The sequence below is a fragment of the Paenibacillus tuaregi genome, from assembly GCF_900086655.1.
GTDB classification, from domain to species: domain Bacteria; phylum Bacillota; class Bacilli; order Paenibacillales; family Paenibacillaceae; genus Fontibacillus; species Fontibacillus tuaregi.
Window position 1 is genome coordinate 4,462,366 of sequence record NZ_LT575476.1, and the last position, 20,100, is coordinate 4,482,465.

16 protein-coding genes are annotated in these 20,100 nt (G+C 50.7%); 3 read left to right on the plus strand and 13 right to left on the minus strand.

Annotated features, from left to right (window positions below):
* Positions 1–98 precede the first annotated feature (98 nt).
* The 8 genes from BN6628_RS19925 to BN6628_RS19960 form a co-directional block, all read right to left on the minus strand.
* Positions 99–653, minus strand: a complete 555-nt coding sequence (locus BN6628_RS19925; protein ID WP_068620079.1) for a GNAT family N-acetyltransferase — start codon at positions 651–653, stop codon at positions 99–101.
* A gap of 21 nt (positions 654–674) precedes the next feature.
* Positions 675–1,370, minus strand: coding sequence for a potassium channel family protein (locus BN6628_RS19930; protein ID WP_068620080.1), 696 nt, complete (start codon positions 1,368–1,370; stop codon positions 675–677).
* A 74-nt stretch (positions 1,371–1,444) separates the two neighbouring features.
* A complete protein-coding gene (locus BN6628_RS19935) occupies positions 1,445–2,962 on the minus strand; it encodes a stalk domain-containing protein (RefSeq protein ID WP_068620081.1) in 1,518 nt (505 codons plus the stop codon).
* A gap of 28 nt (positions 2,963–2,990) precedes the next feature.
* On the minus strand, positions 2,991–4,880 hold the full coding sequence (locus BN6628_RS19940) for a FecR domain-containing protein (protein ID WP_235847743.1): 1,890 nt from the start codon (positions 4,878–4,880) through the stop codon (positions 2,991–2,993).
* Between the two features lie 5 nt (positions 4,881–4,885).
* Positions 4,886–6,646, minus strand: coding sequence for a CHASE2 domain-containing protein (locus BN6628_RS19945; protein ID WP_068620083.1), 1,761 nt, complete (start codon positions 6,644–6,646; stop codon positions 4,886–4,888).
* A gap of 249 nt (positions 6,647–6,895) precedes the next feature.
* Positions 6,896–7,657 carry a succinate dehydrogenase iron-sulfur subunit gene (gene sdhB / locus BN6628_RS19950; protein ID WP_068620084.1) on the minus strand — a complete coding sequence of 254 codons (762 nt, stop codon included), beginning with the start codon at positions 7,655–7,657 and terminating at the stop codon, positions 6,896–6,898.
* A gap of 18 nt (positions 7,658–7,675) precedes the next feature.
* Entirely contained in the window at positions 7,676–9,418 is a 1,743-nt protein-coding gene (sdhA, locus tag BN6628_RS19955; protein ID WP_068620085.1) for a succinate dehydrogenase flavoprotein subunit, read from the minus strand.
* A 20-nt stretch (positions 9,419–9,438) separates the two neighbouring features.
* Positions 9,439–10,110, minus strand: a complete 672-nt coding sequence (locus BN6628_RS19960) for a succinate dehydrogenase cytochrome b558 subunit (protein ID WP_068620086.1) — start codon at positions 10,108–10,110, stop codon at positions 9,439–9,441.
* A gap of 235 nt (positions 10,111–10,345) precedes the next feature.
* Between BN6628_RS19960 and BN6628_RS19965 the strand changes: the two genes are divergently transcribed.
* The gene (locus BN6628_RS19965) at positions 10,346–11,248 is read left to right on the plus strand and encodes a LysR family transcriptional regulator (RefSeq protein ID WP_068620087.1); all 903 of its coding nucleotides are present in this window, start codon (positions 10,346–10,348) and stop codon (positions 11,246–11,248) included.
* Positions 11,249–11,280: 32 nt separating this feature from the next.
* On the opposite strand, the gene BN6628_RS19970 is transcribed toward BN6628_RS19965, so the two are convergent.
* Positions 11,281–11,949 (minus strand): potassium channel family protein, encoded by a 669-nt coding sequence (locus tag BN6628_RS19970; RefSeq protein ID WP_068620088.1) that lies wholly within the window; start codon positions 11,947–11,949, stop codon positions 11,281–11,283.
* An 18-nt stretch (positions 11,950–11,967) separates the two neighbouring features.
* On the minus strand, positions 11,968–13,311 hold the full coding sequence (locus BN6628_RS19975; protein WP_068620089.1) for a TrkH family potassium uptake protein: 1,344 nt from the start codon (positions 13,309–13,311) through the stop codon (positions 11,968–11,970).
* Positions 13,312–13,412: 101 nt separating this feature from the next.
* On the opposite strand from BN6628_RS19975, the gene BN6628_RS19980 reads away from it, so the two are divergent.
* Positions 13,413–15,098: a CPBP family intramembrane glutamic endopeptidase gene (locus BN6628_RS19980; RefSeq protein ID WP_068620090.1), complete on the plus strand. Its 1,686-nt coding sequence runs from the start codon at positions 13,413–13,415 to the stop codon at positions 15,096–15,098.
* 288 nt (positions 15,099–15,386) lie between these two features.
* Here the strand turns inward: BN6628_RS19980 and uvrC are convergent, their stop codons facing one another.
* Both uvrC and trxA read right to left on the minus strand, forming a co-directional pair.
* A complete protein-coding gene (uvrC, locus tag BN6628_RS19985) occupies positions 15,387–17,480 on the minus strand; it encodes an excinuclease ABC subunit UvrC (RefSeq protein WP_089153628.1) in 2,094 nt (697 codons plus the stop codon).
* 158 nt (positions 17,481–17,638) lie between these two features.
* Positions 17,639–17,950, minus strand: a complete 312-nt coding sequence (gene trxA / locus BN6628_RS19990) for a thioredoxin (RefSeq protein ID WP_068620092.1) — start codon at positions 17,948–17,950, stop codon at positions 17,639–17,641.
* 239 nt (positions 17,951–18,189) lie between these two features.
* Here trxA and BN6628_RS25970 point away from each other — a divergent pair, with 239 nt between their 5' ends.
* Complete coding sequence (locus BN6628_RS25970; RefSeq protein ID WP_089153570.1) at positions 18,190–18,345, plus strand: YqzM family protein; 156 nt, start codon at positions 18,190–18,192, stop codon at positions 18,343–18,345.
* Between the two features lie 239 nt (positions 18,346–18,584).
* Here BN6628_RS25970 and BN6628_RS19995 read toward each other — a convergent pair whose 3' ends face one another.
* A complete protein-coding gene (locus BN6628_RS19995) occupies positions 18,585–19,934 on the minus strand; it encodes a WD40/YVTN/BNR-like repeat-containing protein (RefSeq protein WP_068620093.1) in 1,350 nt (449 codons plus the stop codon).
* Positions 19,935–20,100 lie beyond the last annotated feature (166 nt).

Below are 20,100 nucleotides of genomic sequence, written 5' to 3' on the forward strand. Positions count from 1 at the left end.
ATATATTCAAAAGGGGGTCATGTTCTTATCTTAACCCGTTACTGTTAGGGTTTAATAACAGCAATATTTCAATTGTGTAACAAAGGATAAACGCTGTGTTAAAGATCAGCCTCAAGCATAAATGTGATCAGGCCCGGAAGCTGACGTGTGTACACCGATTCTGTTGAATCGTGGGGATCCCGGACCAATCCGCACTTAAGCATCACCTTCCGCGAGGCATGGTTGTCTTCCTCACATCTCCCCCGGATCTGTCTCAAACCCAGCTCGTTCAGCCCAAACTCAACCATCGCTTTGACGGCTTCTGTCGCGATGCCTGTATTCCAGCAGGATGGGGATACACAATAACCGATCATGGCCGTCCCCTTCTTCTCGTCCCATCTTTGAAGAGAACAGAGACCCACCACCGTGTCATCCCCTTGCCTGGTTATCGCGAAATGCAGTGCGCTTAAAGTACGGTTCGCCTCTTCAAAATGACGGTACAATCTTGAAGGGAACAGCGCAGTCGAGGTATGAATACCTAAATGGGGATAGACAGCTGGGTCTGTAATTAAACCGTACAGGTCCATCTCGTCTTTGGGAAGTATGCCCCGAAGAATAAGGCGCTTGGTTTCAATTACTGGATAGCCCGAACGCAACTGATCTTTACTTAACATAGAGCCTCACTAAGACAGGCATTAAATTTCTTCAATCCCATCGTCATCTTCTTTTCCTCCATCATTTTCTACAGGGTCATGGGCAGGGCCCCCCAGCGGGCTGCCAAGGGGTTCCTCCTTAAAAATTTGCCGGAACACTCCGATCATCGAGAGCGCATAGGCCACGGTTACAAAGCTGAATAACACTTCCATCACTACAACAAGACGGGCTGTGTTATCAACTGGTCTGATATCCCCGTAACCTACGGTGGCAAATGTGGCCACACTGAAATATAAGAAGGATATTAGCTGGGACAGAAGGTCCTTGCCAATATTATCGCCTAAAAACGAGCTTTCTCCAAATATTTTGAAGATAGAGGTGTACACTACTGTAAAAAATAAGATGCACGTAACCGTGGCCCCGAATATCCGGATGACCGTAGACTTAAGCTGCACTTCCTTGTTCACAGACTGCGCTATTTTGGTAAAGATAAACGTAATATAGAAAATCACCGAGAACAGAACAAATAGCAGGATAATAGCCCGCAGTGCAGCCCTGGATTCCAGAACACTGGTAAAATCGATAAGATCCAATAGATCCTCCAAAGACAGCGCAATATAGATAATCAGCGGAGCGAGCAGAATAACCCTTCCCGTAATCCGCTGATCCATCCGATAAAATATATACGCCAAAAGCAAAAGCCCAACCACATCGAGCCACAGTATAACTGCTTGCATAAGAAAACCTCCGCACTCAGGATCTCAAACATGAGAATCATTACCCTGAAGCGGAGGTGATTGTATCACGTCTCCTAAACCTTCCAGCTTTTGATGACCAGCGCATTGCTGTCACGGTCATAAACAACCTGCATCCCGAGTATGGATCGCAGGTATTCCGCTTCGACATATACAGTCCCATTCTTGGAAAAGATGCCTGGCTTGCCTAGCCTGAGCTTGCAAGACCAGGTCCCCTTGGATACCGTGACTTCCTGCTCTGCCGGAGCCCACTTCACCCCAGCTCCCCATCCGGTGAAGAGCTGGCGCACCGGAACATAGACAGCGGTACTTGTAACGAACACGCTCGCTCCTCCATCCATTTGGAGATGCGCTCCGTCCATCCATACCTGAACATCAGGGCCGGGCGGCAGAAGGTCGAGTTCATCCAGCAGGTCCATATCACTTTGCGCAGGCTGTAGATGAAGCGGATCTGCCTCCAGCGCCTTGACCGAGTGGTTCAGTGAATCTGTGATATAGAGTGTTCCGGAGGAAAAGGCTATACCCGTCGGTTCGTTAAAGTTGGCTTCGGGTACAGGCCCGAGCGAATCTCCGGGTGTGCCCTTTCCTGCGACTGTAATGACGTGGCCATCCGTTCTGACAGCCCGGATGCGGTGGTTTAAGCTGTCGGCAATGAACAATGTCCCCTTGGCATAAGCCAGCCCTCTTGGCCGGTTGAAGCCCGCCTGCTCCCTATTCCCGTCAGCATACCGGCCCGGCACATAACCGGTCTGGGGATCAATGGTACCTGGCTTCCCGGCATAAGTGGTTACTGTGCCAGAGTGGATGAAGCGGATCAGCTGGTTTCCGCTGTCTGCCACATACAATCCCCCGTTACCGTCAAAGGCGAGTCCCATAGGCTCATTGAAGCGCGCCTTGGAAGTGATCCCGTCGAGATAGCCGCCGGATTCATCATGGAGGCCAGCATACGTGCTTACAGTGCCGCCTGGCGTAACCTTCCGGATAACATGATTCAGCGTATCGGCAACATACAGATTGTCTCCGCTGTCAACGGCAAGTCCGGCCGGCGCATTGAACGCTGCCTGCTCATCCTTGCCGTCTTTGTAACCGGCTGTTCCACTTCCGGCAAGGGTATACACCCTGCCCGCCTTGATTTTTCGGATAACATGGTTACCCGTATCACTGATATATACCGTACCTTTGCTGTCCACAGCGGTGTAAGTCGGGCGGTTGAATAGAGCCTTGTCTACGGGACCGTCGTAATAACCGCTATCCGTGTGATTCTCTGTTGATGCCGAAACCGGAGCCGCATCTGAAGGCCCAGCCAGAACCGTCAGCCTACCTGCAGACCACAGAGTCAAACGGCCTCTGACGGAGTCCGTGATAACAAGGCTTCCATTACTTAATACAGATATTCCTGAAGGATGAGCTATTCCGCTCATAACCAGTCTTACCGCGGGAACAGAGCCTGCCTTCGCATTTGCTTCTGATCCTGCTGATACGCTATTTAAGGCTTCAGCTGCGTGCACTGGACCAAGAACCAGCGCTGCGTACAATAATGCACCTGTTAGAACACTTACAAGTTTCTTTTTCATATCATCCTCCGACATAACAAACTCAGGGCTATGGTGTTGGTTTCTTAAATGTGACTTTAAGTTCATAGCTGCTCAGGCTTCCATCCTCATTCTTGAGTGGAATGGTTAGGAGAAATTGTTGTGCAGTTCTGTTATTAAGCATGGCAGTGAAAATCGCGCTGAATTTAAGGCTTATGAAATTGGGGTTCGTATTGATGATCGTATAATCGTAACCCGGTGACGGCGGCATGGATAAAGATCCATCCAAAGCCTCCAATTTTAGGTCACCCAAATTGAGGCCGTAGTTATACACATCCAGAGTAACCGTCTGATCCTGGGCACCAGCTGCTGGAATCAGAAGGGTATCCGTGTCCACATGCGGCTCCCGGGTAAATCTGACTTGGACCTGCTCATCCTGGTCCTGAATAGTATCCGCCTTGATATGCTTGATGCTGTTGGCTTTTATCATCAGGGTATTGACGTCGCCAAATCCCAATTTGCTGTTCAAATGAACCGTGAGTTGATTCCCTGTTATACTTACGCCCTGAACATGCCCACTGAAATCTATGGCCTTAACCTGCTCTACAGGATCTGCCGAGATGAACGCCACCGGCTCAGTATAAGGGATAATAACGGTTTGTCTGTCTGGAATATACTTGTCTGGATTGCTATTGAACTCGGTCATATCCACCTTCGGAACCGGGGCCGCTTCGGCCTTTAGCGACACAGCCAGCACATGCCCATGGTCGAATTCAAGTGACAGATTTAGCGATTTTCCGGCTGACTTGAGATACTCTTTCTTAATTACAACCGTCATCGCTGTACTCGCATTTCCATTCACGTCTTTAATTTCATAGTCTTCACCAGACTTTAACTCTTCATTGCCGCCCGAGGTCCTAAGGATACCCAGCAGCTTGTTCCCCGCCAGATTCACCTTGATCTCGGCATCCACAATTCGATCTGGATCCCAATCGTACTTTTTCGGTTGTTCGATAAGGGAAGGCGGCTGAGTAACTGGATCAGGAGGTGTAGTACCTCCTCCGCCATTGCCTGGGTTCGGGTTCCCTCCGCTGCCACCGCCGTTATTCGGGTTTCCGGGCGGCTGGCCCGGAGTAGATGGGTTGCCAGGATTTCCGGAAGAACCGCCGGACACCTCCCCACTTGAATATCCCGAGCCTTCAAAGATAGCCATCTTCTCAGCTTGTGCCGCTGCTGGCTCACCCTTGGATTTGGACCGCGCAAGCTCAATTTGTTTATCCACCTGCTGTATCCATGCCAGGTCCACACTTGGCCCTGACTCCCCGGCTGACAATTCTTCCCTATACTTCTCAAGAGCGAAGAGCGGCAGCTCAGCAAGACTCAGCTTCTCTACTTGTCCCTTACCGGACTGATCGAGCTTTAGCTGTTCCTGCGGGCTTACATAATGAGAAACAATCCGGTCACCGCCAGCTACCGATACTTTGCCTTCAAGCACGCCGATGTAAGTGTTCTGACGTTCGTAGCCTACAATGAACTCCGTTCCCATCACACCCATGATTGCAGTCGGAGTCTGAACCTCGAAGCGGGAGTCGCCTTTCAGCTTTTTCTTAATCTTAATCATAATTTGCCCACCGCCCAAGCTAAGACTTGTCTTGCCCTCAGCAGCGTTGACACTCTGTACGAGCTGACTAATCTTCAGCGTTGTTCCGGGACCGATAATGACTTCTTTGTCGCTGTCCAAATCCAAATCCACTTGCCCGTCTTTGCCGGTGAGGAGGACGTCCCCCTGCGAGACAGCCATGCCCTTAAAAGCTCCAAACTTCTTCTCCCCACCGCTCTTCTTAATCTCTGCTTTACCGCTGACCGCCGTGATCTTCCCAGCTTTGACCGTATCTTTAGCAGATGCGCTGGCAGGCATAATCATAATAGCCACAAGCAGAACTGATAATAACACCTTCATGATTTTCAACGAAGACCCTCCAACTCGTAAATCTGAAGTCTTTGCTCCTTGCCTTTCACCTTGATTTCACCGAGGCCAGCAGCGTGAACCCGATCCCGCACAGCTTGATAGGTAGTTTCACTGAGCAGAATTTGTCCCGGCTCTGCCGCTCCTTCAAGCCTGGCAGCTGTATTCACACTGTCCCCTATAGCGGTATAATCCATCCGGGTCTTGGACCCAATATTGCCAAACACCGCAGGCCCGGTATGAACCCCAATCCCGAACTGTATACTGAAACCATACTTGCTGATCAGCTTATCCCGGAGCCCCGCAGCCTTTTCCTTCATCATCCAGGCCGCGCGTACCGCTCTCATCGCATGATCCTCCTGTTCCAGAGGTGCATTAAAAATCGCCATTGCCGCATCACCAATGAACTTATCCAAAGTCCCATCCTGCTCAAAAATGCAATTCGCCGTTAAATCAAGATACTCATTCAGCACTTCCACAATAGCTTCCGGCTCCGCCCGTTCGGACAGGGGAGTGAATCCCCGGATATCGACGAACAATACCGTAAGAATACGGCGGCTGCCGCCAAGCTTTAAGCCTTCTTCCCCATTCTGCAGAATCTGCTTCACAACCTGCGGCGCAACATAACGGCCAAAAATATGAGTAACCCGCTTACGCTCAAGTCTTTCCTGGATATATTTAAAGCCTACCGCACATATCAAACTGACAATAAGGTAGACCATCAGATATCCGACTGAGACAATCACCCCTTGGGCATACAGTAACTTGCCGGCATATAAGATAGCTGCCAAGGCAGCTGTCACAGCGCCGAGCGAGATGGCCGGATGGGCTCTGCTGAACACAATACAACTGCACACGGCAAAGATCAGAAGCAGGGCGGCGTCCCATTTCCAATCCAATTCAGTTTTTAGCTTCCCATTCAAAAGTGCCTGAATAATGTTAGCGTGTATCTCCACACCGTACATATGAAGCTTGGGGGCAAGCGGAGTTGCATAATCATCCTTGAAACCTGCCGCATAAGGACCAATCAATACAATCCGGTCTTTGAAATAGTCTGGAGGAACCTCACCTTGAATTACTGAGGCATAAGGAATTACCTCATAATCACCCGGTCTTCCGGTGTACGGAATATGAAACCTTCCGAATGGATCCAGCGGCAGGATGCTCTCATCTGCTTGCTGTCCTTCATGCCGCATGTACATCCGGTAGATCTCCCACGCGAAACTGCTTTGAACTTTTCCCTGATAGGTGAATTGATATAGCGACTTGCGGACCACCTGATCATTGTCATAAACCGCATTGATATGCCCAAGTGCAGCCGCAGCCTGTCCAAGCGAGGGAAAAGGGGCTGACATGTTCTGTGCCTCCGGTATGCCCCTCTTGGCAGATGAGGCGAACTGCCCAAACGTAGGCATAACCACGTTGCCAGATTTCCTCACAGATTTCACCAGCTGTTCATCCCCAGAGAGGTCCCTTGCATTCTCTGCAAAGGTCACGTCAAATGCAATAACCGCGGGCTTGCCTTGAGACAACGTATCAATGAGCTGGGCGTGAACACTGCGGCTCCACGGCCACTGCCCCAGCTCATGAAGGCTTTGGTCATCCATACCGATAATAACAATTCGGGTATCGGTGCTTCCACGCTGCTGCATGATCTTGTCCTGAACATAATGATCAACGGGAGCCAGAGCGCCCTGAGCCATCAACAGCAAAACCACCAAAGTCAAGGCGGTCAACAGATGGGCCAGCTTTAACCTCAAGGTATGATCCCCCTATCACAAGCATTTTCTCTCCTGGGAGTACGTATGTATTTCTTACTTCCACCTAAAGGCATACCTTTTATTTATATCGGAATTAACTGGAAAATCTTAAATACCCGGGCCTGCCGCCCTCGCACAATAGCAATCTGTCAGCCCTCATCACATAACTAAAGTGTCCGCATCTCCCTAATTGAGCACAAAAAATAGCGGCACAGGAGCTTCCCCTGTACCGCTATAATTCTCTTATTCTTATACGCTGAGCCAGCGTTTGAACATGTGTTTGGTTGTCTGTTTGTTCATCTCCGCAATGGAAGTCGTAAGCGGAATGCCCTTCGGACAGGAACGCACACAGTTCTGCGAGTTCCCGCAGCCTTCAATACCGCCGTCCTCCATCAACGCTTCAAGACGCTCTTCCTTGTTCATCTCACCCGTTGGGTGAGCATTGAACAAGCGAACCTGCGAGATCGCAGCCGGACCGATAAAGTTCGTCTTCTCATTTACATTCGGGCAAGCTTCAAGACATACGCCGCAAGTCATACACTTGGACAGCTCGTATGCCCACTGCCGCTTCTTCTCAGGCATCCGCGGCCCTGGTCCGAGATCATAAGTTCCGTCAATCGGAATCCATGCCTTCACACGTTTCAAAGCATTAAACATCCGGCTGCGGTCAATAACCAGGTCGCGAACGACCGGGAAGGTCTTCATGGGTTCAACCCGGATCGGCTGCTCCAGCTTGTCAATCAGCGCCGCACAAGCTTGGCGCGGCTTGCCGTTGATCACCATGGAGCAGGCACCGCACACTTCTTCCAGACAGTTGGATTCCCAACATACCGGGGTCGTCTGCTTCCCGCTGTTGTTCACCGGGTTACGCTGAATTTCCATCAGCGCACTAATTACGTTCATGCCAGGACGGTACGGTAACTCGAACTCTTCGGTGTAGGAAGCCGAGTCCGGCTGATCTTGGCGTGTGATTATAAACTTCACTTTTTTTGCTGCTGTTGTCTGCGCCATCGCCTATTTCCCCTCCTATTAATCCTTAGAATAGTCTCGAACGCGCGGCGGGATTAAGGAGACATCCACGTCTTCATAAGAGATTTGCGGTCCTTCCGGCGTCCATGCAGCTTTCGTAGTCTTCAAGAATTCCTCGTCGTTACGATTAGGGAAATCCGGCTTGTAATGTGCACCGCGGCTCTCGTTGCGCAGGAGCGCTCCAAGTGTCATAGCCTCGGCCAGCTCAAGCATGTTCCACAGCTGACGGGTAAACGCCGCTCCGCTGTTGTTCCAGTTGGAAACATCGTTGATGTTAATGTTCTTATAGCGTTCTTTCAGTTCCTTGATCTTATTGATTGTAGCTTCCAGCTTGCTGTTGTAGCGTACAACCGTCATATTGTCGGTCATCCACTCGCCAAGCTCTTTATGAATGACATAAGCGTTCTCTGAACCGCTCATGCCAAGTATCTTCTTGTATTTGTCTTCCTGCTGCTTCTTGACGCTATCGTATACCGAAGGACTGATATCCTCGGCGGACTTCTTCAATCCACGGATATATTCAACGGCCTTCGGTCCGGCCTGCATCCCGCCGAAGATCGCGGACACCAGTGAGTTCGCTCCCAGACGGTTGGCCCCGTGGTACTGATACTCACATTCACCGGCTGCGAACAGTCCTGGAATGTTCGTCATTTGGTTGTAATCGACCCACATGCCGCCCATGGAATAGTGGACCGCAGGGAAGATCTTCATCGGAATCTTACGCGGATCATCACCCATGAATTTCTCATAGATTTCAATGATACCGCCCAGCTTCACATCAAGCTCCTTCGGATCTTTGTGGGAAAGGTCAAGATATACCATGTTCTCTCCGTTAATTCCAAGCTTCTCGTCCACACAGACGTGGAAGATTTCACGGGTTGCGATATCACGCGGTACCAGATTTCCGTATGCCGGATATTTTTCCTCAAGGAAGTACCAAGGCTTCCCGTCTTTGTAAGTCCAGATACGTCCGCCCTCACCACGTGCGGATTCGGACATCAGGCGAAGCTTGTCATCCCCTGGAATCGCCGTCGGGTGAATCTGAATGAATTCTCCGTTCGCATAATACACGCCCTGCTGGTATACAGCACTCGCAGCCGTACCCGTATTGATAACAGAGTTCGTGGTTTTACCAAAGATAATTCCGGGACCACCGGTTGCCAGAATCACCGCATCCGACATAAAGGTCTTAATCTCCATGGAGCGAAGATCCTGTGCGCAAATCCCCCGGCATACGCCTTCATCATCAATGACTGCCGAAAGAAACTCCCAGTTCTCATGCTTCGTTACGAGACCAGCAGCTTCATAACGGCGCACCTGCTCATCGAGGGCGTACAGCAGCTGCTGTCCGGTAGTAGCGCCCGCAAATGCTGTACGGTGGCGCTTAGTTCCCCCGAACCGGCGGAAATCAAGCAGACCTTCCGGTGTCCGGTTGAACATTACGCCCATCCGGTCCATCAAGTGGATAATGCCAGGCGCGGCTTCGCACATCGCCTTAACCGGCGGCTGATTCGCCAGAAAGTCACCGCCATACACGGTGTCATCAAAGTGCTCCCAAGGCGAGTCACCCTCCCCTTTGGTATTTACCGCTCCGTTAATTCCACCTTGTGCGCAGACGGAGTGTGACCGTTTGACGGGTACAAGCGAGAACAGGGTTACATGAACGCCCGCTTCCGCCGCTTTAATGGTAGCCATCAAGCCGGCAAGACCGCCGCCGACAATGACAATACTTTGTTTAGCCATAATCTATCGTCACTCCTTATTTATCCGATGAATGTTCTCAGGGTCTGAAGCATAGCTTCGCCGCCCGCCTGGAATTCCGCATTACGGAATGCAAAGAGCGACCATACGAACATAATTGATACGATCACAAACAGACCCATGCAGATCTTGGAAGACACACGCTGGGCACGAGGTCCAACGGTTACCCCCCAGCTGACAAGGAAAGACCACAGGCCGTTGGCAAAGTGGAACGATGCAGACAAAACACCAATTACATACAAAATAAAGAATACCGGGTTAAGCACAATGTCGTGCATAACACTTCCGAGCTGTTCGTGAGTCACATTTCCAACCGCCACCTGAAAGCGCGTCTCGTAAAGATGCCAAATGACAAATACTAAAACAATGACACCCGTCACACGCTGAAGAAGATAACGCAGGTTCCGTTCGTTCCGGAATCTTCCGTTATTTGGCTTCGCTTGAAACGCAATGTAAAGCCCGTAGACCGCATGATACAATAGCGGCAGGAAAATACCAAAAATCTCAAGAATCAACACGAGTGGCAGCCCGTTCAGGAAAGCAACACTATCCTTGAACCCCTGCGCTCCGCCCTCTACAGCGGAGAAATTTGTAAGCATGTGTTCCAGAATGAAGAATCCTAACGGAATGACACCCAGCAGCGAGTGCAGTTTTCTGGAATAAAACCCTTTCATAATTGCGCGTACCCCTTTCCGGTATCCATCGTTGTCCGTTCATGGCGCATGTTCATCATGCCCTCTGGCCGGTTTGTAAATGATACATTCCACACTTGTAAGCGGCAGTACCTATGACTGACCGATTCCATGTGAACAACTTGTGTCAGTTTTTATGTTACTCCTTTTGAGCTTATAATGGAATTGCAATATAATTATTAAATGTTATGCAAATAACGCATAAGGAGGAGTTCTGTTGTACGATGATCTGCTTGTCTATATCACTGTGGTGGAACAATCCAGTCTGAATAAAGCTTCAAAGCTGCTGAACCTGTCCCAGCCTGCCTTGTCCCGCAAAATATCCAAGCTGGAGGAAGAGCTTGGGGTCAAGCTCTTCAACCGCAACGGCAAGCGCCTGGAGCTCACCCGCACAGGGCAGCTGGTGTACACCTACGCGCTGGAGCAGCGTCAGAGGCACCTGCAGTTCCTGCAGTCCATCTCCAGGTACAAGCAGGCGGAGCGGAGCGTGCTGACGCTGGGCGCCAGCCTGACCACCATTCAGACCACACTGCCGCCTCTTGTTAAAGCGCTCATGAACAAGTACCCGGATACGGAGCTTAAGCTCGTCACGGGCAAAACCCATGAGATTGTCTCCCATGTGCGCGACAAGAAGGTCGACTTCGGCGTCGTCGCCTCTTCTATTGATGAACCCGGTCTGCTGTGTATTCCCTTGTTCGAGGACCACCTGGAGCTTGTGGTTCCAAGCCAGCATGACCTGCTTCAGGTGAAGCGTATTACAATGGAGGATCTGAATCTGCAGCCGATGATTATTTTCTCCAAGGGCACTTGGTATCGGCGGGTTATTGATGATCTGTTCGCAAGATACAATGTCATTCCGGATATCCGGATGGAAATCGACTCGTTCGAAGCGATTGTCCGGCTGCTTCCGACCTGTAAGGCAGCGGCCCTGCTTCCTAAATCGTATCTCCGAACCCCCCTGCTCGACAAGAATGAAGTGGTTACCATTCCGATGAAGGAGCTGGAGCAGACACGGAGAAGGACCTGCCTGATCTTTGGCCAGAAGACCGATCTGTCCAGCGAAACCCGGCAGTGGATCGATGAAATGAAAAAAGCCCTCTCTGGTGCGCTGTCCGTGTGACTCATACGAAATCAGCGCACCGGCAGAAGAATCTACTCTTCGCTGTTAACCGATTGCTCGAATTCCTCAATGTTCTCATTGGAACCGATGATCACCATGATATCACCCGTATGAATCTGATCCATGGCTGTCGGCGCAATAATGCAGCCGCTCTCCCTCTGGATCGCCACGACGCTGCAGCCGAATCTTGCCCTGGCATTCAGCTCGTTTAAGGTCTTCCCGTCCAGGGTATGGGGCACCTTCAGCTCCACAATGCTGTAATCCTTGGACAGCTCAATATAGTCTACAAGATTCGGATTGACAAGCTGATGAGCGATCCGGACCCCCATGTCCCTCTCCGGATAAACCACCTTATCCACTCCGAGCTTCTCAAGTGCCCGGCCATGCAGGGTGGAGATGGCTTTGGACACGACCGTCTTAATTCCCATTTCCTTCAGGAGAATGGTCGCTAGAATGCTCATCTGAATGTCATCCCCGATCGCAACGATACCACAGTCGAAATTGCGGATTCCTAAGGACCTTAACATCTCCTCGTCCGTCGCATCCGCAACAACCGTGTGGGTCAGAACCTCACTCATGTTGTATACCACTTCTTCGTTTCGGTCCACCCCAAGCACTTCATACCCGAGGTCCACCAATTCCCTTGCCAGGCTTGAGCCGAACCGGCCAAGTCCAATCACTACAAACTGTTGATTTTCCATATGCAGTTCTGCATCTCCTTACCCAATAATCATTTTCCCTTCAGGATGGCGGTACAGCTCCTTCTCTTTCTTCGGGCCGAGCGCATAGGCCATAGTCAGCAGTCCAAGCCTGCCCGCGAACATGGTCAGAGAAATCAGCGCCTTGCCCAGTACCGTCAGCTTACCCGTAATCCCCATGGAAAGTCCTACGGTTCCAAATGCCGAAGTCGTTTCGAACAGGATGCTAAGAAAGCTGGCATCCTCAGTAGCGGTCAGCACCATGGTTACCGCGATAATGAAAAAGAGCGCAAACATCGTCACCGTAATCGCTTTATGAATCCGTTCCTGAGCCAGACGGTAGCGGTACAGCACAACCTCTTCCCTTCCACGGATCATCGACAGCACCGCACCAACAAGAATCGTAAAGGTGGTCGTCTTGATTCCGCCTCCGGTGGAGCCCGGTGAAGCTCCGATAAACATTAATATAATAATAAAGAACTGTGTAGCCTGTCTTAATGAGCCAATATCCAGCGTGTTGGCCCCCGCCGTTCTTGGTGTAACGGATTGAAACAGGGAGCCCCAAATTTTGCCGCCCCACCCTAAGGGCTCCAATGTCTTTGGATTTGTATACTCGAATATAAATATGACCACAGTTCCAAGTACTATAAGTGCGGCAGTCATGGAGAGAACAACCTTGGAATGAAGGGACAGCTTCCATTTCTTGCGGTTTTTGCGGAAGCCTGCTAAATCTGAAATTACAATGAAACCAATACCCCCGGATACGATAAGAAACATCGTAACCAGATTAACCACCGGATCATCAACGAACATCGTAAGGCTCCGGTAACCCCCGAACAAGTCAAAACCCGCATTGTTGAACATGGATACCGCATGAAACAGGCCATAATAGACCGCACGGCCCAGCGGCATGTCAAACGCCCAGCGGATGCTGTAAATGATCGCGGCACACAACTCAATAACGATCGAGTAAGTCAGCACCTTGCGGATCAGCCGGACGATCCCCTCCATCGTATTCTGGTTCATCGCCTCTTGGAGCAGAAGGCGGTCTTTCAATGAAATTTTACGTTTGAATACCATGGAGAACAGGGTCGCCATGGTCATAAAACCAAGTCCGCCCACCTGAATAAGAACCATGATGACTACCTGACCAAAGGTAGTGAAATCAAGCCCCGTGTCTTTTACGACCAGGCCAGTAACGCAGGTCGCCGAAGTCGCCGTAAAGAGCGCATTGATAAATTCCAGTGATTTGCCACCCACATTTGAAATAGGTAGCATAAGCAGCAAGGTGCCAAGCATAATAATAGCAGCGAAGCCAAGCACTAGAATTTGGGGAGGGGAGAACTTAGGCAGCCTGTACCTCAATCTTTTCACCTCTTCATTAAGAATTGCAATTATGTTATCTTTACTTGAGTTCAGAATCTCAAAATTATATACATACTAATATAAACCAAAGGAGCATACTTATGAAAGCCGAAGGGCCAGCATTGAAGCTGCCAACCAACAATAAGACACTATGGATTATGGCGGTGATAGGACTTGCCATCTTCTTGTACATTCAGGTGCTGCCGCTTACGAACTCTCAAAATGGCCAGCAGGAGCCTAGCGGCCAGCTGATCAGCAAAGACCAAGCCGCCTTGTCGGCAGAGCAATTTGCTGCCGATGCACTGGGTCTCAGCGGCCTGCAGGAGGCGGGCAAACCTCTGGTTACCTATGAGTCGGACTCCGACTTATACGGGTACTTATCCAAATCAGGCCTGCTGACCGACTATAACACTAAATATGAAAAACAGTTTCCTTATGACGTCTACCGCGTCAGCTTCGAGAATCCAGCTTCCTTTATGAAGCTGCTTAATGTGGATGTTCATATGACGAGCGGTAAGGTTACGGGCTTTGAGGCTGTACAGCTGTATTCCCGGAAGGACCGCAGTGTGCTTCTTGAGCATAATGCCGCAACCGCCGCACAGACGCTTCGTCAGCTTGAAGGCAATCTGTCGTTGGCGGACAAGCAGAAGCTGGCCATCCCTTTTCTGGAACAAATGGGCTACCGGGCGCGTGAGCTGGTTCTGATCAGCAATGAAACTGATCCGGGCTTAACCTACAAGATTATGAATTATAAGATCGGGGAGGCTCAGGCCGAGCTTCGCTTCCAGTATGAATATGGCCAAGTCGCCTCCTTGGAGTCCGCTTTTAGCGTACCTGAATCCCATGAAGCTTACGTAAGTGCCCAGAAGCGGCTGGCCAACTGGCTCTACTTTGGCGGTTATGCCCTGCTCTCGTTTGTGCTCGGTATTCTTGCCATCGTGTACAGTGCCCGCACCCGGCCGTTTGCTTCTTTTAAAAGAGGTGCGTTCCTTTCGGTTTTCTACTTTGCGGTTAATGTAATCTCCGTCATTAATCTAATGCCGGTCCTGCAAGCCCAACACCTGTCCAAAACTGCACTTGCCGTGCTGCTGACCGTTCAATGCTTGTTCACGATCATGGTCTCCGCATCCGTGTACTTCTCACTAGTCGCAGGAGACGGGCTGTGGCGGAAGCTGGGTTACTCCATGTGGGTGCACCCCCGTGAGCCCAAGTATGGCAGCCACGTGCTCAGCTCCATGATAGAGGGCTACGCCTGGGCCTTCGTGATCCTGGGAGCCCAATCCGTCATCTTCGTGGCACTCGAAAGCAGTATTCATTCTTGGTCCACCACAGATGCCACACAGTCCACTTATAACATGTTATACCCGTGGCTGTTTCCCCTGGTGGCTTGGACAGCCGGGATCGGTGAGGAAGCTGTGTACCGGCTGTTTGGAATTCCGATGCTGAAAAAGATATTCCGCAGCACCTGGATAGCCGCCTTGATCTCTTCGCTGATCTGGGCTTTCGGGCACACCCTGTATCCGATTTACCCGGTTGTTTCCAGGCCCATTGAGCTGGCCTTTATCGGACTCCTATTCAGCTTCATCTTCCTTCGCCGCGGCTTCATCACGGTTATGTTCACCCACATTATATTTGACAGCATTCTAATGGGGCTCAGCCTGATTATGATGGGGCAGGTCTCCAATATCGCGGTTGGAGTTCTATACATTATCCTGCCAGCTGTGGTCGGATACCTGGTTTATGTATTTTACCAAAGACGCGGCGCACCGCGGTCCTTACATCTGTAATCCTTCCAATCTAATATTAGATGCTCCATCGAGAAAAAGGGCTGTGCTCCGGTCATAAAGACCTGGCACAGCCCCTTTGGCATTTAACAAGGAATCACCGTTTGGATGGTTGGATGGTGTACCGCCCCTCTCGGAGGAATGCAACGCAACGCCACACCGCGCTAGGAGCTTCGCACTCCCCAACACTCGTGCACCCGGCACTGATGAACCTCTCTTACCCCGGGTACATGAACATGACTACCGTTCTTCATCTAAATCCAAGATTAGGGAAGAAGCCGGGGCTCTTCCCTAGGGTGTCATTGTCTCTTCTTCATCCCGCAAAGCGGCAATAATCTGCCTTGCAAGCTTATCACCTATAGATAATGGCCGGAAATCTTCAACAGAAGCTTCCTTAATCTTCTTTAATGAGCCAAAATGCTTGAGCAGCGCCTTACGGCGCTTCTCACCGATTCCCGGAATGGAATCGAGACGGGAAGTCACCATCGACTTGCCCCTTTGCTCACGGTGGAAGCTGATCGCGAACCGGTGGACCTCGTCTTGAATCCGCTGCAGCAAATAGAATTCCTGGCTGTCTCTTGGAAGCGCGATCGGTTCCGGCGGGTCTCCAATCATCAGCTGGGCTGTCTTATGCTTCGTATCTTTCACAAGGCCGCCTACAGGAATGAATAACCCCAGCTCATTCTCCAAAATATCCACTGCCGCGGAGATCTGCCCCTTGCCGCCATCCACAATAACAAGATCCGGAAGCGGAAGATTCTCCTTCAGCACACGCTCGTATCTTCTGCGGATGACCTCGCGCATGGTCTCATAGTCATCCGGGCCTTGTACCGTTCTAACCTTATACTTCCGGTACTCCTTCTTGTCCGGCTTCCCGTCGGTGAACACCACCATCGCGGATACCGGGTTAGCCCCCTGGATATTGGAGTTGTCAAACGCCTCAATCCGGCGCAGGGAAGATAATCCGATCCAGCTGCCCAAGCTTTCGGAAGCTTTGGAAGTGCGCTCCTCGTTCCGTTCGATCAGCCGGAACTTCTCATCCAGTGCAACCTTCGCATTCTGGATGCCCATATCGACCATCTGCTTCTTCAGGCCGCGCTGGGGAATATGCACCTTAATGCCGAGCCATTCCTGAAGCGAAGCCGCTCCGCTAACCGCGTCCGACATTCCTGAAGCCGCACGTTCAGCGTCTACAGGTTCAAGCTCATCCGCCTGAGTTGAGAAGATCTTCTCCGGCTCGCCATTCACGGCACCGTCCACTTCAGCCTCGGCCGCATCCTCCTGGGCCAGCTTATCGGCGAGCACCTCGGCTGAGATCCAGGTCCGCTGGCCTTCCTGAGGAGCCTCGCTGTTCTCTGCCCCGCCGTCATCAGCCTGAGCGGCTTCTAAGCTGCTATCTTCTGCCGAAGCAGTCTTTGTGTCTTCCGTCGAGCCATCAACGCTAGTCTTCTCCTCCTGCATACCCGGCAGCAGAATCTCCTGCGGCAGCGCAGGATTATCACTGTAATACTGAGTCACGAAAGAGAGGAAATCACTGTACGGCTCCCCGTAGAACGGGAAGATAGACGCGTGCCGCTCGATCATTTTACCCTGACGCATATACAGGATCTGCACACACATCCAGCCCTTGTCTACCGCAAAACCGAACACATCGCGGTCTCTGGAATCGGCCATCGAAATCTTCTGCTTCTCCATCAAGGCGTCAATGTTCGTGATCTGGTCGCGCAGCTCCTTGGCCCGCTCGAAGTACAAATCCTCCGCAGCTTCTTCCATCTTGCGGCGAAGCTCCTTCTTGATCTCCTCATGACCACCGCTGAGAAAACGGGTAATTTCCTGGGTAATCTCATCATAGGAAGATTGCGGAACCTCCTGAACACAAGGCGCCAGACATTGGCCCATATGATAGTACAGGCATACTTCCTTAGGCATTACGTTGCATTTGCGCAGCGGATACATCCGGTCAAGCAGCTTCTTGGTCTGCTGAGCCGCATACCCGTTTGGATAAGGACCGAAGTACTTGGCTTTATCCTTGAGAATCCGCCGGGTGACCTCCAGACGCGGATGGGTTTCGTTCGTTATCTTGATATATGGAAAGGTCTTATCGTCCTTGAGCAGTACATTATAACGCGGCATGTGTTTCTTAATCAGGTTGCACTCCAGAATCAGTGCCTCCATGTTGCTTGCCGTTACGATATATTCAAAATCACGTATCTCGGTCACAAGCCGCTGTGTCTTCCCATCATGACTCCCTCTGAAGTAAGAGCGGACACGGTTCTTGAGCACTTTGGCTTTGCCGACATAGATGATTGTACCTTCTTTATTCTTCATTAAATAACAGCCTGGAAGGTCAGGAAGCAGGGCAAGCTTATGATTGATCGCTTCCATCGCCTTCTCCTGCTCATTCCATTCCTGGATGTAGTCGTCCACGCATTTCACTCCTCTCCCGCGTGAATTCTAGTTGGTAGGGAGCAGTATGTCCGCTATCCCAACGCAGAAAACGCCCCCGGGTGATACCGGAGGCGTCTTGGCTTCAAAAGATCCGATTACTGGTGTTTTGCAAGCAAGTTTTTGAGTGATTCTTTGGAGTTCAATCCAACCACTTTATCGACCGGCTGGCCGTCTTTGAAGAAGATCAGCGTCGGAATGCTCATTACGCCAAAACGGGAAGCCGATTCAGGATTCTCGTCTACGTTTACCTTTGCAATCTTAACGTCTACTTCAGTTGCCAGCTCATCCAGAATCGGAGCCAGCATTTTGCAAGGACCGCACCAAGGCGCCCAGAAATCAACAAGGACAGTTCCCTGACCTTCCACTTCACTGCTGAAGGATTGATCAGAAACATTAACGATAGCCATGTATATCTCCTCCTTATGTTTACACATAATTATGTTTGAAATGATTGCGATTATATGGGAATTCCAGCCCCATATAGACGACAAATCAAGTATACCACATTTTTTTAGTAAATGGAAAACAGTAAGAGCCCTCTTGTCTTTACAAATGTTTTCGCGTTTGGTTATACTAATAATAACCCAAATCCGTTTTGTCTATGACTAATTTTATGGATTATTTTTGACGAGGAGGCCCCGGCGCCATGGAGACCCCAATTCGCGTGAACGACCCGCGGCAGCATATTAACGAAGAACCCCGCAATGACTTTGGCGATTTGATGTTCGGATTCACGGGTATGTTCGTGCTGATGTTTGTCATTTTCTTCGGCATGGTTATCTGGAAATTCATCGCCAGCTAAGCGGATTGAACCTTTAATTTTATCAACAACAAACACCTTCCATGATTTGTATCCGTTATCATGGAAGGTGTTTGTTGTTATGGGCTCAACCCTCCAATTCACGCTCATACCGGCTCAGAATTTGCTCCAGCTCGGCAAATCTCACGAACCGGGAAGTCCGGTAGATTTCCCCTCCCTTATCCTTGGCCATTCATTTGAACATTCTCATGTTATACAGTTGTCCCCCTGGTATCTGTATCCTACACCACAGCCCAAGTTCTCCCGCCATCCTCCGTCTTAAGCAGCCGGGAATGCAAATTGTCAGCAGAGGCTGCCAATATCCAGCCATGGATGCTGTCTGTGAACTGCATCGTTCTCAGCTCAGGCATGGATGCCAGCGTATCTGTAAGTACGGAGTTGACCTTAATATTCTGCCAACTTTTAGCACCATCCGCCGTGTGAAGCAGCTGCGCCCCATTCCAGAACCAGCCCATCTGTGCGGAGACAAAGACCGGGACTCCAGGTCTTTCCGTGCTTGGAATTCCAGGCTCAAAGGAAATATAGCTCCAGCTCTCTCCGCCATCGGTCGTGCGGAAGCCACCGATATCTATCTTGTTATCCTTATTTACTTGAACCGGCATCCAGCCAACCTTCCGGTCCTTGCCGAAGAATGAAGGTGCGGACGTAATTTGCGGATTTCCGCCCTCCCAATCCGCGGCCTTGGACAAGTCTACAAGCTTCCAGGTTACGCCCCCGTCCCGGGTACGTGCCAAGTGCGGCACTCCCTCCCGGGATTGGAGCGGAACCCAGCCATGCTTCCCATCCCGGAACGACACTCCGTATCCGGTGAAGCCATACTGAGGCAGAAGCCCACGCTTGGCTTCCTCTTCAGCCCCCAGACTTGTGGAGGCATTGTCCATAACCTTAAGCCAGGTGGCTCCTCCATCCGTTGTCTTGTAGAACACTTTGCCGGAATGTCCCATGGCGGCATCCGTCTCGGTCAACAGATATCCATGGGTTCCGGAGATAAAAGCTGTCTCACCAGCCATCATTTCCTTAAGAGCAGCGCCCTTCTTCCATGTGTTTCCCCCGTCGCTTGAATACATTACTCCGCGGAATCCGTTCTTCTCAGAGGAAGGGAACAGCAGCAGATGCTGCTTATCCGCTGCGACGAAGATATCTCTGTCATTTCCTTCTGCTGAAATGGAGGGAGAGGGGCTGATATCGGTCCAGTTCTTGCCGCCATCCTCTGACCGATAGATGCGGAGTGACCCCTTGGAGGCAGAGCCCCAGGCGAAGAGTGTCTTATTGTCAATCAGCTTGAAACCGGCCAGTCGCGCCTGAATCTGAGCGCGGGTGGACTTGACATTTTTGGCACCGTCCGTTTTGGCTCCGTCCGTCTTTCCTGCATCCGCTGGTAACTGCGTCTCACCAGAAACCTGTCCTCCACGTGTCCCATTGTTCTGTGCCGACGTGCTGGAATTGGGTGCTGCCGTCTGCTGCTGCGCCTGCCCCTTGGAATCTGATGCGGATTGACCCGAGCACCCGGCAACCGAAACCGTTACAGCTAAAGTCAGCATAATACGAATCCAACTATTATTATTCATCATGTTATATCCTCCGTAAGTTTAGAACTATACCTTTAAATTACCCTCTAAGCGTACAAGGCATAGCGCCTTTAACCGCTTGATTGACCTCATTATATCGGGTGCCCTTCAAGGAATCGTGTCATTTCTGTAAAATAAGACACCAAAAAAGCCTGCCTCTTCCGGTGAG